A 14,548-nucleotide genomic window follows, 5' to 3' on the forward strand; every position below is an offset into this window, starting at 1 on the left:
TGTTCAGTTTTTGGGAGCGAATATCTGTCGATAATTTCCATAGCGACTAACATCGCGCCAAACCGACTAGCGAGTTCAGGCCAATTTTGAGCAACTGAAATAGTGATCAAAATGAGAAAGGTTAGCATTCCAATCGCAACAAATGGTTTCAACCATATCCAAGCACAAAACTCTCTATATCTACGGACCTCACCAAACTGGTTTGGCGCATAAGATCTGTCATAAACATCTAATTGAACTTCCCCCGTTGACTTCGTAATGATGAAAAATAAAATCTTGTATTTATGGATTAGCTCCCAGAGCCAGTTTTCTTTATTCTTCATCAATGAGCCACCCCCGCAGCAACGCTCTCATCGATGAACTTGCCTTCTTTAAACCGCCACATGGAGAACTCATCGGTCAACGGGCTCTCGCCCTTCGCCATCAGTTCCGCCATGGCCCAGCCGGACCCCGGAATCGCCTTGAAACCACCCGTGCCCCAACCGCAGTTCATAAACATGCCCTCGACAGGCGTCTTGGTCAGCATGGGCGAGCGATCCCCGGTCACGTCCACAATCCCGCCCAATTGGCGCAGAATCTTGAGGCGTGAGAGCATCGGAAACGTCTCGATCAGCGCCCTTACCGTTTCTTCCACGTGATGGAACGATCCGCGCTGGGTGTAGTTGTTATAGCCATCTGTGCCGCCGCCGATGACCATTTCGCCCTTGTCCGATTGCGATAGATAACCATGAACCGTGTTGGCCATGACCACGATATCCATCGCGGGTTTGATCGGCTCTGACACCAGCGCTTGCAGTGCGACGCTTTCCATTGGCAGACGGAAACCCGCCATTTCGGCCAGCACAGAGGAATGCCCCGCAACCACGCCGCCCAGTTTGTCGCAATCAATCGCGCCTTTGGTGGTGTCGACGCCAACAACTTTGCCGCCCTCGGTGCGAACGCCCGTGACTTCGCATTGCTGGATGATGTCCATGCCCATGTCCGAACAGGCGCGCGCATAGCCCCATGCGACCGCGTCGTGACGCGCGGTGCCGCCGCGCGCTTGCCATAGCCCGCCAAGCACCGGGTAGCGCGGACCGTTGAGTTCGATGATCGGGCAAATCTCTTTGACCTTGCCGGGACCGATCCATTCGGTCTTGACCCCTTGCAGGGCGTTGGCATGGGCCGTGCGCTGATAGCCGCGAATTTCATGCTGGGTCTGGGCCAGCATCAAAACGCCACGCGGCGAGAACATGATGTTGTAGTTCAGGTCCTGCGAAAGTGTCTCGTAAAGCGAGCGCGCCTTTTCATAGATCGCCGCGCTTGGGTCTTGCAGATAGTTCGAGCGGATAATCGTGGTGTTGCGCCCCGTGTTGCCGCCGCCAAGCCAGCCCTTTTCGATGATCGCCACATTGGTGATGCCGAAGTTCTTGCCGAGGTAGTAAGCCGTCGCAAGGCCGTGCCCGCCTGCCCCGACGATTACCACATCATATTTGGCTTTGGGCATGGGCGAACGCCATGCGCGCTCCCATCCGGAGTGATAGCGCGCGGCTTCGCGTGCGATGGCAAAGGCAGAATAACGCTTCATGGACGGCCCCCAAGCTTTGGTAAAGCGCAACGAACACGGGATTCGCGGCGCTGTCAGTGTTGTGCTGCCATGCTGTTTTCAAGAGGATACTCACGGCGGCAATTTTGCAGCCAATCGCGACATAGCAGCGGCAAAGCAAAGTGCTAACGGTTTTGGCGCGCGCTGCAAGCGTCAAGATGCCCTGCTGTGCCCCCTTTTTTTCGCGGCCCAAGCAGACTAGATGGGGGAGACGCGAAAAGGGATGATCCATGATTTTTTGGTTGGCCACCACCGCCTTGGCAATAGGCACTGTCGTACTTTTGGCGCTTGCGCTTTGGCGCGGGCACAGCATGGCGCGCCCTGCTGCGGAATTCGATCTTAAAGTGTATCGCGATCAACTTGCCGAAGTGGAGCGCGATCTTGCCCGCGGAATCACCGCACCTGAGGACGCGGAACGCGCGTTAACAGAGATTTCGCGCCGCATTCTTGCCGCCGACAAGTCCCTGCGAGAAGACAAAGCCGCAACGCGCAGCCCTGTTGCCGCGCGCGCAACCCTTGTTGCGGGTTTGGCCGTTGCACTGATTGGCGGCTCGCTTTTGCTCTACCGTGAACTCGGCGCGCCAGGCTATGGCGATCTTGCCCTTTCAACGCGGATCGAGCGCGCAGACATTGCCCGCAAAGAGCGCCCGAGCCAAGCCAGTGCAGAAGCCTCCCTGCCCCCGGCTGTGCCTAATCTCAATGTGCCGGAAGACTACCTTAAACTGGTCGCGCAATTGCGCACCGCCGTGTCGCAACGCCCGAATGATCTGCAAGGCGCGACGCTTTTGGCGACCCATGAGCGTCGCCTGGGCAATGCCGCCGCAGCCCATGCCGCACAGGCCGAGGTTCTGCGTTTGAAAGGCAGTGATGCCAGCGCGGAGGATTTCGCCAATTATGCCGATATGCTGGTTATTGCAGCAGGTGGTTATGTGTCCCCCCAAGCAGAGGGTGCCCTGGCGGCCGCATTGAAGAAAGACCCCAAGAACGGCGTTGCGCGCTATTATTCGGGGCTGATGATGATGCAGGTCGGGCGCCCTGATGTGGCGTTCCGCGCATGGGCGACGCTGTTGCAAGAAAGCCCCGACGATGCGGCTTGGGTCGATCCTATCCGTGAACAGATCGAGGAACTCGCCTTTCGCGCAGGCGTTGAATACGAACTACCGCCTTTGAAGACAGAGGGGCTTGCCGGGCCGAGCGCTGATGACGTGAAAAACGCCGCTGAAATGAGCGCGGCGGACCGTCAGGAAATGATCGCGGGGATGGTTGCACGCCTTTCTGATCGCCTTGCGACAGAAGGCGGAACGCCTGAAGAATGGGCGCGTTTGATTGGTGCGATTGGCGTTCTGGGCGATGAGGATCGCGCGGCCCTTATCTGGCAGAACGCGAAAGAGGTGTTTGCCGATCAACCGGGCGCGCTGGAAATCGTGCGCAAGGCTGCGCGCGAGTTGGGCATGACGCAGTGATTTTTGAAACTGTCGAAGAATTTTCCGCCGCTCTGCCTGCGCGCCGCGCACTTGTCGGGCTGGACCTTGGCACCAAAACCATTGGCGTTGCGGTCAGCGACGGACTGCTTTCGGTTGCCACACCGCTAGAGACGATCAAACGCAGCAAATACACCGCCGACGCCTCGCGACTGGAAGACATTCTAGCCGCGCGCGAGATCGGCGGGATTGTTCTGGGCCTGCCGTTCAACATGGATGGTTCTGAAGGACCAAGGTGCCAATCAACCCGCGCGTTTGCCCGTAATTTTGCGCGCCAAAGCGAATTGCCAATTACCTATTGGGACGAGCGTTTATCAACAGTCGCCGCCGAACGCGCATTGCTAGAGGCGGATACGTCGCGAAAGCGTCGCGCAGAGGTCATCGATCATGTGGCCGCCTCTTATATCCTGCAAGGGGTATTGGACCGTTTGGGTCATATGAGACGTGGATAAGGTGAGCAGATGAGTGAACCAGTTTGGCGACGAGACGAGCTCGACAGCCCTTGCATCCAGATTTGCGTGGTGCATCCTGAAACCCGTCTTTGCACGGGGTGCAACCGCTCGATCGACGAAATTTCAGCATGGTCGAAAATGACACCCGAAACACGCCGTTCGATTATGGCTGAGCTGCCCTCGCGCGAAGCGGTTCCAAAAGGGCGGCGCGGTGGACGCGCCGCGCGGCTGAAGCGTTAACCAACATGAGCGCGCAAAGCGCGCACAGGTATAGCCGCTATCGCGGCAGTCCGGGGCGCTGCCCCGTCTTGGCAATGCCAAGACTCCCCGAGGTATTTAAACACCAGAGAAGTCAGAATTTACCCATGCGGCGCGTGAGGCGCGCGGTTTGGCGCAGGCGCTTTTTGTCTTGTTGAAGGTCCGGATCATCGGCATTGCGCCCTTTGCGCTTGGCCATTTGATCGACACCTGCATTTATGCCTTTGTTGATCGCGATGTTCATAACACGGCGGATCACCATATTGATGATTTGATTCATGTTCACGGGTTTACTCCCTTTTGCCTCTGACAGAGATATAGCATGAAATTGTGCACAATTCAGGGCGTTGGTATATTTATTCTTCAAAAAGCTCGGTCTGGTTTTCATCTTCTTCGTTTTCGACATCACCAAGGGCCGCGCCAAGGCTGGGCGGTGGCCGGTTTTCAAGCAAACCAGCGGAGCGAAGTTCTTTGAGGCCGGGCAAATCGCGTGCGCTTTCAAGGCCGAAGTGATCCAGGAAGTCTTGCGTCACGACAAATGTCACAGGGCGCCCCGGTGTCATTTTACGCCGTCCAAAGCGGATCCATTCCATTTCCAAAAGCTGATCGACTGTGCCGCGGGACACCGAAACGCCGCGAATTTCTTCAATTTCGGCGCGGGTTACAGGTTGATGATAAGCGATGATTGCCAATGTTTCGATCGCGGCGCGGCTGAGTTTACGCGTTTCGACCGTTTCCTTCTGCATCAAGAAGCTGAGATCAGGCGCCGTGCGCATCGCCCAAGCGTTGCCGGTTTTCACCAGCCCCACGCCGCGTCCCTCATAGCGTTTTCCCAAATGCACCAAAGCTTCGGCAGCATCGCACCCATGGGGCATGCGCGCGTTCAAATCTGCCACTGTCACAGGCTCTGCGCTGGCAAAAAGTACTGCTTCAACCATGCGTTCCTGCTCGCCCATTGGCGGCGCTTCGAAAAGGCTTTCTTCTATCTCTTTTGGGGCTTGCTCACTCACGTGGCTCTCTCCGTCGTAGTTGGATCGGGCTGAATGTGCCCGATTGGCGAATTTCGGCTTTACCTTCTTTAACGAGCTCGAGCGAGGCCGCAAATGTCGCTGCGGTGGCAGAGCGTCGCTTGAGCGGATCATTTTGCCAACCCTCTGGCAGATAACTGGAAATATCCGTCCAAGCCCCCGCAAACCCGAGCATACCGCGCATGCGCCCCAGCGCTTCCTCCATGGTGTAAACCGCCTCGCGGTCCATGACGAAAGGGCGGAATTCATCGCGGGTTCTGATCCGCGCGTAGCCCTGCATCAGATCAAGCAAGGTGGCGGTGTAGGTCACCTTCTTGACCCGTTCGACCACCTCGGGTGTGCCGCGCGCGAAGAAATCTCGCCCCAGTCGGTCGCGCGCCATTAGGCGGGCCGCTACATCGCGCATCGCTTGCAGGCGTTCAAGCTGAAAGGCCAAATGCGCGGCAAGTTCTTCGCCCGAAGGGCCCTCTTCCGTCGGATCAGGCGGCAACAAAAGGCGCGACTTCAAGAAGGCAAGCCAAGCCGCCATCACGAGATAATCCGCAGCAAGTTCGAGCCGCAGCGCCTTGGCGTGTTCCACAAAAAGCAGATATTGCTGGGCGAGCTGCAAGACCGAGATTTTGCGCAAGTCAACTTTCTGGGTACGCGACAGGGTTAGCAGGACGTCGAGAGGACCCTCATAGCCATCCACATCAACGATCAGCGCTTCAGCGGCCATGCGTTCAGCGACGGTCAGGCGTTCCTCCCTGTCCGTGGTCCAATCGCTTGCGGTATCCGTGGTATCAGGCGTCATTCACCGTCCCATTCAGAAGCGCTTCAAGCTGCGCTTGCAAATGGGAAATGTCAACAGGATCGGGGCTGCGACGGCAGGCCAAGGCGGCTTCAGCGCGCCGTTGTGCGGCGTCGCTCATGGCACCTGCTGCGCCGGCAACGTCTTCCATCTCGCCCATCTGGCCATTGCAGTGCAAAATCACATCGCAGCCAGCATCTATGGACAAGCGTGACAGCTCTGCCAAAGAGCCTGTCAGCGCTTTCATCGAGATATCATCGGTCATTATCAGACCTTCAAAGCCAATCTCGTCGCGGATCAGACCCATCATTTTAGGCGATAGCGTGGCAGGACGATCATCAATCGCACTGTAGGTGATATGGGCTGTCATCCCCATCGGGATATCGTTCAGGGCCGTAAAGGCAGCAAAGTCCTGTTCACGCAAAGTCGCGCCGTTGGTCGCGACCACGGGCAGGTCCAAATGGCTATCTGTCACCGCACGGCCGTGCCCCGGGATGTGTTTAAGGACAGGCAGCACCCCGCCATCCAGAAGGCCACCGGCAACCGCACGACCCACCTTGATAACGGTCTGTAAATCGTTGCTATAACATCTATTTTTCAGGAACTCGTGGGTTTCATCAACCGCCAGATCAACCATCGGTGCGCAGTTCGCATCAATGCCAAGTGCCATCAGTTCGGCGGCGATAATCCGATAACGCAGATACATCGCCTTCGGGGCGTTCGCGCCATATCGTATGACATCATCAAGCGGCGGCAGCCATTCGCTGGCAAGCGGGGGACGTAAACGCTGAACGCGTCCGCCCTCTTGATCTATCAGGATCGGTGCATCGCGCCCGACCGCATCACGCAGCGCATCGCATAAACTGCGGATTTGGTCTTCATCCTCAAGATTACGGTTAAACAGGATAAACCCAAATGGCGCAGCCTCCCGAAAGAAGCTGGCCTCGCCCGCGGAAAGGGTCGTTCCCTGACAGCCGAATATCGTTGCGCCGAAGGTCATCAGCGCGTGACGACAGGAATGCAGTCTGTGTTCTGAGCCGTCAGTGCGGAACAAAACCGACGTGCATCGGCCAAATCGGAAAAGCCTATTGCGCGCAGACGATAGAACGTGCGCCCGCCGCTTTGAGCGCGTTGAACAACGCGATCTTTACCGGTCATATAATCCGCAAAACGGGCTGAAAAACGCTCCCATTCCTTAAGGGCGACTTCAGGGCTTTCATAGGCACCAAGCTGGACAAGTCGGGTGCCTGCAGGAATGCTTGCCGGGTCAATGTCACGTGCGCCGCCGCTTGGTGCAGTCGCGGTAAGTGACGCCGTGCGAACACCCTCCGGGCGCAGCTTGGGACGCGGAGAGATCGAGATCCCGGGAACATTTGCGCCCACGGCATCAGCACTAAGCGTCAATGGCTCTACCCTTTGCGGTGCCACGTCGCGCTTAACTTCCGCAACGGAGGTTCTGACAGGTTCATTTCTAACCTGACCCTGCGTTGTCAGCGGCGTTGCACCAGCGGCAATCCGTGCGGCAAGCGCCTCGATTGACGCCATTTTTGGATCTAATTCTTCGGCCGCAGCAGATTGCTGTTCAGAGCCAAGACCGCCCGCATCTTCCGCTTGCGGCGCAAAGCGCGGCTGCGCAGCAGCAAGCTGGTCGATTAGCGGCGTATCTTCGCTTGAAAGATCAATTGGTTCTGGTGCCAAAACGATGCGCTCGGACGGGCCAGCCGTTCCGCCAGCGGCAGCAACTTCATTGACAGACAAGCCCTGATTCAGCGCTTGCGCACCGCCGGGATCTTCTGGGCGAATACGCATTTCGCCCTGCACTGCACGTACAACAGGAACGCCGGCAACATCACGCGCAATTAGCTGATAGCCCCAAACACCGACACCAATCAAAAGCGCCAAAGACAGGCCAGCCCCTGTCAATGCGGCCATCGCACGAACAGGGTTGCCGTTCGATTGCGGTGCACTTTGTTGCGGCTGCTGATAGCCCTGATACGCTTGATACGATCCAGCCTGAGGCGCGAATCCGCGCCCATTCATCGGGAAATCTGCCATTTTGCCTCACATTTGTGCGGGCGATACGGTGCCGCCCTGCATCATTTTGAACTGCTTCAGTCCGGTGTGAGGAATGTCATTCAGCGCATTTCTTCAACCGGTTCAACGCCCAGAATAGACAGGCCCGCGCAAATCACAACCTGCGCCGCCCGTGCGAGTGCAATTTTAGATACAGATGTGGCATCTCGGTCGTCTTGCAAAAATCTGAGCTCGGGCAAATCATTACCACGGTTCCAAAGCGCATGAAATTCGCTTGCCAAATCATATAGATAGAAAGCAATCCGATGCGGTTCGTTCGTCCGCGCGGCCAATTCAACAAGGCGTGGCCACTCTGCCAGTTTTTTGGCAACGGCGATCTCTGCTTCATGGCTTATCACGCTTAGGTCAGGCGTTGCGCTCAGATCAATGCCTGCCTCGGCAGCTTTGCGCAGTACCGAATTCACCCGTGCATTTGCGTATTGAACGTAGAATACGGGGTTGTCTTTGGATTGCTCCAGCACCTTGTCAAAGTCGAAATCAAGCGGCGCATCGTTTTTGCGTGTCAGCATATGAAAACGCGTCGCGCCGGGGCCGACCTGATCCACCACATCGCGCAGGGTCACAAAAGTCCCTGCCCGTTTGGACATTTTGAACGGCTCACCGTTCTTGAACAGTTTCACCAATTGAGTCAGCTTGATATCCAGCGGCACCTTGCCATCCGAGAGCGCCGAAACCGCCGCCTTCATCCGTTTGACATAGCCACCATGATCGGCACCGAAAACATCGATCAGCATATCGAAACCGCGTGTGACTTTATCATAGTGATAGGCGATATCGGGTGCGAAATATGTCCAGGCACCGTCGGATTTCATCACAGGGCGATCGACGTCATCGCCATGTTCGGTTGACTTGAACAGCGTCTGCTCGCGCGGCTCCCAATCTTCGGGCTTTTTGCCTTTTGGTGGCTCAAGCACACCTTCGTAGATCAGACCCTTGTCTTTCAACGCATTGATCGCAGCCTCGATGCGGCCCGTGCCATAAAGCGACTTTTCGGAATAGAACACATCCATCTCGATCCCGAGGGACGCCAGATCGGCGCGGATCAGGTCCATCATTTTTTCGGTCGAAAACTCGCGCACATCCAGCAGCCAGTCGGCTTCTGGCTTTCCTACATAGTCCGCGCCGACCTTTTCCTTCAGCGCGATGCCGACGGGAATAAGGTAGTCCCCGGGATATGTACCATCCTCAAACGCAACCTCTTGGCCATGTGCCTCAAGGTAGCGCAGATAAACCGAGCGCGCGAGCACATCGACCTGTGCACCGCCGTCGTTGATGTAGTATTCACGTGTCACATCATAGCCCGCGTAATCCAGCAGACTTGCCAGCGCATCGCCAAAGACCGCGCCGCGCGTGTGACCCACATGCAAAGGTCCCGTCGGGTTGGCCGAAACATATTCGACGTTAACCTTCTTGCCCTGCCCCTTGCTCGAGCGGCCAAAATCAGCGCCCTGCTCCAAAACAGCGGCAACAACGCCCTGCCAAAGCCCATCCGAAAGGCGCATGTTCAAAAATCCGGGGCCTGCAACCTCGGCGCTTTCAATACGCGCATCCGCTACCAGATGCGTTGCAAGTGCGTCTGCAATATCGCGCGGCTTCATCTGTGCAGGCTTGGCCAGCACCATCGCCGCATTGGTGGCCATATCCCCATGCGCCGCATCGCGCGGTGGCTCGACCGCCACATTGGCAAAGTCCAGATCGCGCGGCAAAGTGCCTGCATCCTGCATGGTTTCCAAAGCGCTCAAAACGGCGCTGCGAATATCAGTAAAGAGATTCATCAATACGTTTCCTTGGGTTTGCGCGCGTCATACGCCCGCACCGCTTTACTTTCAATGGTCAAGCCAAACCGGACCGCTTCATTTTGCCAATTAAACTCTGGCAGAGCCCAGCAAGCCACGGGGGCCAGCCCCCGCACCGATCACCCCAAAAGCCTGTCGTGTTCCTGTTGAGCGAACCGATCCGTCATTCCCGAAATGTAATCGGCCACAATACGGGCAAGCTCTGTCTCGTCCTTGGCGCGCGCAATATCCATGCGCCATTCTTCGGGTAAAGCTTCAGCATTGTTCATAAAAAACGGAAACAACTCTTCAACAATACGCGTAACGCGCGCGCGCATCTCCACCACCGCCGGCGCGCGGTACATATGTTTGAACAAAAACGCGCGAATAACTTTAAGGTCGGCCCATAACCCGTTTGAAAACTTGACAACAGGTCGCCCCAAATCACGGATATCCTGCGCCGTCAGCGCACCGCTTTCTGACAGGTTTGCACGGCTCGTGGCGATCACATCAGAGACCATCACACCAAAGACCCGGCGCAGCGCCTCATGCATGCGGCGCGTCGGGTCAATATCACTGTAAAGACTATCAACCTCGGCAAAGGCCGCGCCCACAATTGGCAACGCGCAGATATCATCGTGCGAAAACAATCCCGCGCGCAAACCGTCATGCAGATCGTGGTTGTTGTATGCGATATCATCCGAAAGCGCCGCAACCTGTGCTTCAGCGCTGGCATGTGTGTGCAGCTCCAAATCATGGCGCGCATTATATTCAGCAAGCGCAAAGGGCAAAGTGCCTGTGACAGGACCGTTGTGCTTGGCCAGCCCTTCCAGCGTTTCCCACGTCAGGTTTAGCCCGTCGAAATCAGCATAATGCCGCTCCAGCGAGGTGACGATTTTTACCGCCTGCGCGTTATGGTCAAAGCCGCCATAGGGTTGCATCAAAGCATCAAGCGCATCCTCGCCAGTGTGCCCAAAGGGCGTATGACCAAGGTCATGGGCCAGCGCGATTGCTTCGGTCAACTCACCATTCAGACCCAAAGCACCCGCAATTGTGCGTGCAACCTGCGCAACTTCAATGGAATGCGTCAGGCGGGTGCGAAAATAATCGCCCTCATGTTCAACGAAAACCTGCGTTTTGTGTTTGAGGCGGCGAAACGCGCTGGAATGGATGATCCGGTCCCTATCGCGTTGAAAACAGGTGCGGTGTACGCTTTCTTCTTCGGGCGCAAGACGCCCTCGGGTCTGGCCCGGATCGCAATAATATGATGCGCGCATGAAGTCCCGTCCTTGCCGCTTGTCCCAGCCCCGCTTATATTGCGCTTGGAGCAAAGAGCCAACAGGCGGAGCCAATTCGATGAACCTACCCCCAAAAGTGACCCCGCGTGCCTTTGAACGCTTGTCCGAAATTGGTGCGGCCAATCAGGGCCAAGCGCTGCGTATCGCTGTCGAGGGCGGCGGTTGTTCCGGTTTCCAGTACGAAATCAAACTGGATGCGCCAGCTGCCGATGATCTTGTGCTCGAAAGCGCGGGCGAAAAGGTTGTGATCGACACGGTTTCATTGCCGTTTCTGGAAAACGCCGTTATTGATTTTTCCGAAGAGCTGATCGGTGCCCGCTTTACCATTAAAAACCCCAACGCAACCAGTTCTTGCGGCTGCGGAACTAGCTTCTCAATGTAAAAGAAATCGGGCGCACAGCGACGCCATGCGTATGCATCGCATCCGATGCGCTGTGAATGATATGCGGCGGGCCAAATCGGATGATTTTCTGCTGCTTTTTGGCAATATCAGACCACATTTGTTCTAGAAACACATATGCGCCAGCCAAAATGATGATCGCCACGCCTGCAAATAAATTCAAGCCGGGCGTTTCATCAAAGAACACCGCGCCTGCAATGACCATCGCCACGAATTGCATGTTCATCAGCAAAGTGACCACATAGGCCTTGATCCGCGTCAGCGCCAGCACAAGCACCCAGCGCGCCAGAAACAACAGGCTTGCGTACAAGCCGATCAAAATCATGTCCTGCGCCACCATCGGTTTGTAAACAAAGGGTAATATGCACCCCATGACCACAAACATCGTCAGGTTCGGATAGAGAACTTGCAGCAAGGCGTTGCTGTCATCGCGGCTGATGTGGCGGGCAAGAACCATCGCTCCGGCACCGCTCATGGCCCCCATAAGCGCGCTTAGATGTGCCAGAGTCAGAAGCGCGGTGCCTTGGGGGTATAGCAAAAGCATACCGCCCGCGCCCGCGATCAGCGCAAGCCAGCTTTGCCAACGCACAGATTCCCCCAGGATCGGACCGCTGAGGAGCCCGGCGAAAATTGGAACCAAAGCGATAAAGATGAAAACCTCTGCAAACGCCAGCCCGCGAAACGCAAAGAAGTAAAAGACCGACGAAAGGATGAACAAGGCAGAGCGCAACGCCAATGTCAGCGGGCGTTTTGAAATGAACGATCTTTTGCCCTGACCCAAACCGTTCCCTGCGATGCTAAGCAAAGCAACAATGCCGCCAGAAAAACAATAGAGCTGCGGCGCGGCAAACCCTTGTGCAATGCTGCGCGTGATCGCATCCGCGCCTGTCGCAAAACAGCAATAAAGCACAATTAATAGCAAGCCGCCGAGGCCCCCTAAAGTTGGCGCGTTTAGTCTTGCCACTTTCATTTCGCGCGCTCCATCTGACTTGGCTGCTTGATCGAATGCGCCTGAGCCGACGGATGAGCCGTGCGAGAAAAATGCTCGAAAAACGCGCTGAATTCGGGGCAAGCTGACGCCACGCGTTTAAGATGCTCCGCGACGACATCTGGTAACGCGTCGGTCAATCGGCGCTCCATTCTGTCCCAGCTTGTCAGGCGCGGACTGCGCAATTCGAATAGTGTTTCGGACACTGCCCGCATCGCCCCGAGAGGTGCGACAGGGCTTAGGAACGTCTGCCCGCTACCCGAATATACACCCGATAGGTTTGGCGCGCCCATCTCGGCGCAGGCCCAATTCGCGACAAGGTATTCGTGATAGTTGTCAAATGCGGGATCGGCCTGTCCGACGCTCAAATCAAAGCCCTGGACCACGGTTTCAACCCAACGCTCCCATTCCTTTGGCGGCGTGCGCCCAGCATACCGCAGCGCAACGCAAACCTCGGCTAGCAAATCGGCATTCTCTTCCAGATGCGCCAAAATCCCTGTAAACAAAAGGCTTTTGCAGGCTTTTTCGCTTAGCTCCGGGTCGCGCCGACCATATTCGGACAGGTAGAAAACAATATGCGTCAGCTCGTATGCGGCTTTTCGGTTCGGAATAGCAAAGCTGGTGGTATGATCCATAAACTCATGCAAACGTGCGCTTAGCGCCGCACTGCCATCTTGGGCGATATCGCGGCGCGCGAGCAGGCGCTGTGCCTCCGCGCGTTGCAAATCAGAGAGTTCGGCCATAGCCAAACCTTGCCGATCCACAAAGTGACAAAGCTGCTGCGCAACAGTGCCCTCCATGCCAAGCGCCTCAAGATCAAGCGCAATTGACGTCAGGAAACGATAATACTGCGGAAAGAACGCAAGCCGATCAGGAAGGCTTTGGTAAAAACTGCGGTAACATTCGATGTCCTGCGCGCTGACCTCTTGATGCGTGCATTCCAGAATATTCAACAGTTCGGAGTTTTCTTTCAACCAATAGACATCATTGTGATCCCTGCGCGTCGTGGAAAAACTATGAGCGAGCGCCCCTAAGCTATTGGTTTCAGGTTTGAAATGCTGGAACAATGCGACCACATTATCGGACATATTTATTTTCCTCCTAAGCGGAGCGATCGCTCCAGCACTTCAATTCAGGCAGCAGGTTCGATTAGGATCCTGACGAGAAAAGCTCTGTCAAAGCGCCGCTAAACTGTGCCGTTTCGACACTAGGCGCAGAGCCTGACGAGAACATATGTGTGTGTGTGCCATCAACGCTGGGCGCTGCGCCTGCGGTAAACAATTCCGCGCCTTGCCCGCTATGGATATCAGTTGTTGGTGTTGTGAATGCTGGTGACGTTTTACGAAGTGCAGACATCTTGTCTCTCCAATTGAGTTTCAGTGTCAAAAGGCTTGCACGCATAACGTGTATTTAAAAGCACTTCATTCTTTCTGCGTGTTAACCTTTGAGTTGTCCACATTAAACTCACGATGCAACAAATTGGAGTTCGGCTGCTTAAAGAGTTATCCACAGATCGAAAAAAATTTAACGGCACAGTATGAAATCGCCTCAAAAACAGCAAGACGCTCAACACGCAAAATGCGAATTGAGGGTTGAACTTCTCGGAAAAGGCGAATCGCTTCAGGTTACCAAGGCAACGCTGTTTGCCCGATCGGGTCCTGATTTATGACCCCGTAGCCTGCGCGCCTTCTAATTCCGGCTCTGTTTCAGGCGCAGGCAATGCAAGCGCTTCGTCGGCGAACTGCTCGGGCGCGATAATTTGAATGACCCGCGCAGAAGGATCGATGGTGACGCTGGGCATGTCGTTCAGCTCTGCCAGAACGGCGTTTAGCTCTTCTTGTACTGCCTCAAAACGCGAACGCTGTGACATTGGCTGAAGCGCGCCGGTTTTGGATTTGAAAAAATTAAGAACCTTGAACATATCGCCCCTCCATCAATTGTGGGACGTTATCAAAGAATGTGGCCTGCCCTGCACGGGGAAAAATCTGAACTAAACGACGTTTTCGAGGCTGGCGCGCTTGCGTGGCCAGCGCGCTTGGGGGATAGCTGGGGCGGAACAAAGGAGCGCGCGCCCATGAAAATCGCTACGTTTAACATCAACGGTATCAAAGCGCGTATCGCGGCCTTGCCCGCTTGGCTGAAAGAGGCAGAACCAGACGTCGCGCTTTTGCAGGAAATCAAAACAGTTGATGAGGGCTTCCCCAGCGAAATGTTCGAGGAAATGGGGTATAACGTCGAAACCCACGGGCAAAAGTCCTTCAACGGTGTCGCGATTCTGTCGAAACTGCCTTTGGAAGATGTGCAGCGCGGCCTGCCCGGCGATGAGGCCGACGAGCAGGCACGCTGGATCGAAGCGACAGTGGTAGGCAAACAGGCCATTCGTATTTGCGGGCTATACC

General features: G+C 55.9%; 18 protein-coding genes. 5 read left to right on the forward strand and 13 right to left on the reverse strand.

The window, feature by feature from the left end:
• Positions 1 to 323 (reverse strand): hypothetical protein (locus WBC85_RS09035; protein WP_424435584.1); only part of this gene is annotated, 323 nt, incomplete at its 3' end.
• Positions 323 to 1,567, reverse strand: coding sequence for a sarcosine oxidase subunit beta family protein (locus WBC85_RS09040; protein ID WP_424435587.1), 1,245 nt, complete (start codon positions 1,565 to 1,567; stop codon positions 323 to 325). The genes WBC85_RS09040 and WBC85_RS09035, both read right to left, overlap by 1 nt.
• 248 nt (positions 1,568 to 1,815) lie before the next feature.
• On the opposite strand from WBC85_RS09040, the gene ccmI reads away from it, so the two are divergent.
• The 3 genes from ccmI to WBC85_RS09055 are packed head-to-tail and all read left to right on the forward strand — an operon-like array spanning position 1,816 to position 3,758.
• Positions 1,816 to 3,048, forward strand: a complete 1,233-nt coding sequence (gene ccmI, locus WBC85_RS09045; RefSeq protein WP_424435590.1) for a c-type cytochrome biogenesis protein CcmI — start codon at positions 1,816 to 1,818, stop codon at positions 3,046 to 3,048.
• Positions 3,045 to 3,518: a Holliday junction resolvase RuvX gene (ruvX, locus tag WBC85_RS09050; RefSeq protein ID WP_424435593.1), complete on the forward strand. Its 474-nt coding sequence runs from the start codon at positions 3,045 to 3,047 to the stop codon at positions 3,516 to 3,518. Before ccmI ends, ruvX begins: the two co-directional genes overlap by 4 nt.
• Before the next feature lie 9 nt (positions 3,519 to 3,527).
• Positions 3,528 to 3,758, forward strand: coding sequence for a DUF1289 domain-containing protein (locus WBC85_RS09055; RefSeq protein ID WP_424435596.1), 231 nt, complete (start codon positions 3,528 to 3,530; stop codon positions 3,756 to 3,758).
• A 112-nt stretch (positions 3,759 to 3,870) separates the two neighbouring features.
• Here the strand turns inward: WBC85_RS09055 and WBC85_RS09060 are convergent, their stop codons facing one another.
• From WBC85_RS09060 to WBC85_RS09090, 7 genes are all read right to left on the reverse strand, one after another.
• Positions 3,871 to 4,062 carry a hypothetical protein gene (locus tag WBC85_RS09060; RefSeq protein WP_424435599.1) on the reverse strand — a complete coding sequence of 64 codons (192 nt, stop codon included), beginning with the start codon at positions 4,060 to 4,062 and terminating at the stop codon, positions 3,871 to 3,873.
• A 70-nt stretch (positions 4,063 to 4,132) separates the two neighbouring features.
• Entirely contained in the window at positions 4,133 to 4,732 is a 600-nt protein-coding gene (gene scpB, locus WBC85_RS09065) for an SMC-Scp complex subunit ScpB (protein ID WP_424435635.1), read from the reverse strand.
• Between the two features lie 46 nt (positions 4,733 to 4,778).
• Positions 4,779 to 5,597: a segregation and condensation protein A gene (locus tag WBC85_RS09070; protein ID WP_424435602.1), complete on the reverse strand. Its 819-nt coding sequence runs from the start codon at positions 5,595 to 5,597 to the stop codon at positions 4,779 to 4,781.
• Entirely contained in the window at positions 5,587 to 6,594 is a 1,008-nt protein-coding gene (gene nagZ / locus WBC85_RS09075; RefSeq protein ID WP_424435605.1) for a beta-N-acetylhexosaminidase, read from the reverse strand. Before nagZ ends, WBC85_RS09070 begins: the two co-directional genes overlap by 11 nt.
• Positions 6,594 to 7,649, reverse strand: coding sequence for an SPOR domain-containing protein (locus WBC85_RS09080; protein WP_424435608.1), 1,056 nt, complete (start codon positions 7,647 to 7,649; stop codon positions 6,594 to 6,596). Before WBC85_RS09080 ends, nagZ begins: the two co-directional genes overlap by 1 nt.
• An 80-nt stretch (positions 7,650 to 7,729) precedes the next feature.
• Entirely contained in the window at positions 7,730 to 9,463 is a 1,734-nt protein-coding gene (gene argS / locus WBC85_RS09085; RefSeq protein ID WP_424435611.1) for an arginine--tRNA ligase, read from the reverse strand.
• Between the two features lie 140 nt (positions 9,464 to 9,603).
• Positions 9,604 to 10,740 (reverse strand): deoxyguanosinetriphosphate triphosphohydrolase, encoded by a 1,137-nt coding sequence (locus WBC85_RS09090; RefSeq protein WP_424435614.1) that lies wholly within the window; start codon positions 10,738 to 10,740, stop codon positions 9,604 to 9,606.
• A 79-nt stretch (positions 10,741 to 10,819) separates the two neighbouring features.
• Here WBC85_RS09090 and WBC85_RS09095 point away from each other — a divergent pair, with 79 nt between their 5' ends.
• A complete protein-coding gene (locus tag WBC85_RS09095) occupies positions 10,820 to 11,143 on the forward strand; it encodes a HesB/IscA family protein (protein WP_424435617.1) in 324 nt (107 codons plus the stop codon).
• On the opposite strand, the gene WBC85_RS09100 is transcribed toward WBC85_RS09095, so the two are convergent.
• From WBC85_RS09100 to WBC85_RS09115, 4 genes are all read right to left on the reverse strand, one after another.
• Complete coding sequence (locus WBC85_RS09100) at positions 11,127 to 12,131, reverse strand: DMT family transporter (RefSeq protein WP_424435620.1); 1,005 nt, start codon at positions 12,129 to 12,131, stop codon at positions 11,127 to 11,129. The two genes, WBC85_RS09095 and WBC85_RS09100, sit on opposite strands and share 17 nt — an antisense overlap.
• The gene (locus WBC85_RS09105) at positions 12,128 to 13,237 is read right to left on the reverse strand and encodes a DUF6902 family protein (protein WP_424435623.1); all 1,110 of its coding nucleotides are present in this window, start codon (positions 13,235 to 13,237) and stop codon (positions 12,128 to 12,130) included. Before WBC85_RS09105 ends, WBC85_RS09100 begins: the two co-directional genes overlap by 4 nt.
• Before the next feature lie 61 nt (positions 13,238 to 13,298).
• Entirely contained in the window at positions 13,299 to 13,505 is a 207-nt protein-coding gene (locus WBC85_RS09110) for a hypothetical protein (RefSeq protein ID WP_424435626.1), read from the reverse strand.
• A gap of 307 nt (positions 13,506 to 13,812) precedes the next feature.
• Positions 13,813 to 14,070: a hypothetical protein gene (locus tag WBC85_RS09115; RefSeq protein ID WP_424435629.1), complete on the reverse strand. Its 258-nt coding sequence runs from the start codon at positions 14,068 to 14,070 to the stop codon at positions 13,813 to 13,815.
• Positions 14,071 to 14,223: 153 nt separating this feature from the next.
• Between WBC85_RS09115 and WBC85_RS09120 the strand changes: the two genes are divergently transcribed.
• A partial coding sequence (locus WBC85_RS09120) for an endonuclease/exonuclease/phosphatase family protein (protein WP_424435632.1) occupies positions 14,224 to 14,548 on the forward strand: 325 nt, incomplete at its 3' end.

The organism is Planktotalea sp., assembly GCF_049680325.1.
Taxonomy (GTDB): Bacteria; Pseudomonadota; Alphaproteobacteria; order Rhodobacterales; family Rhodobacteraceae; genus Planktotalea.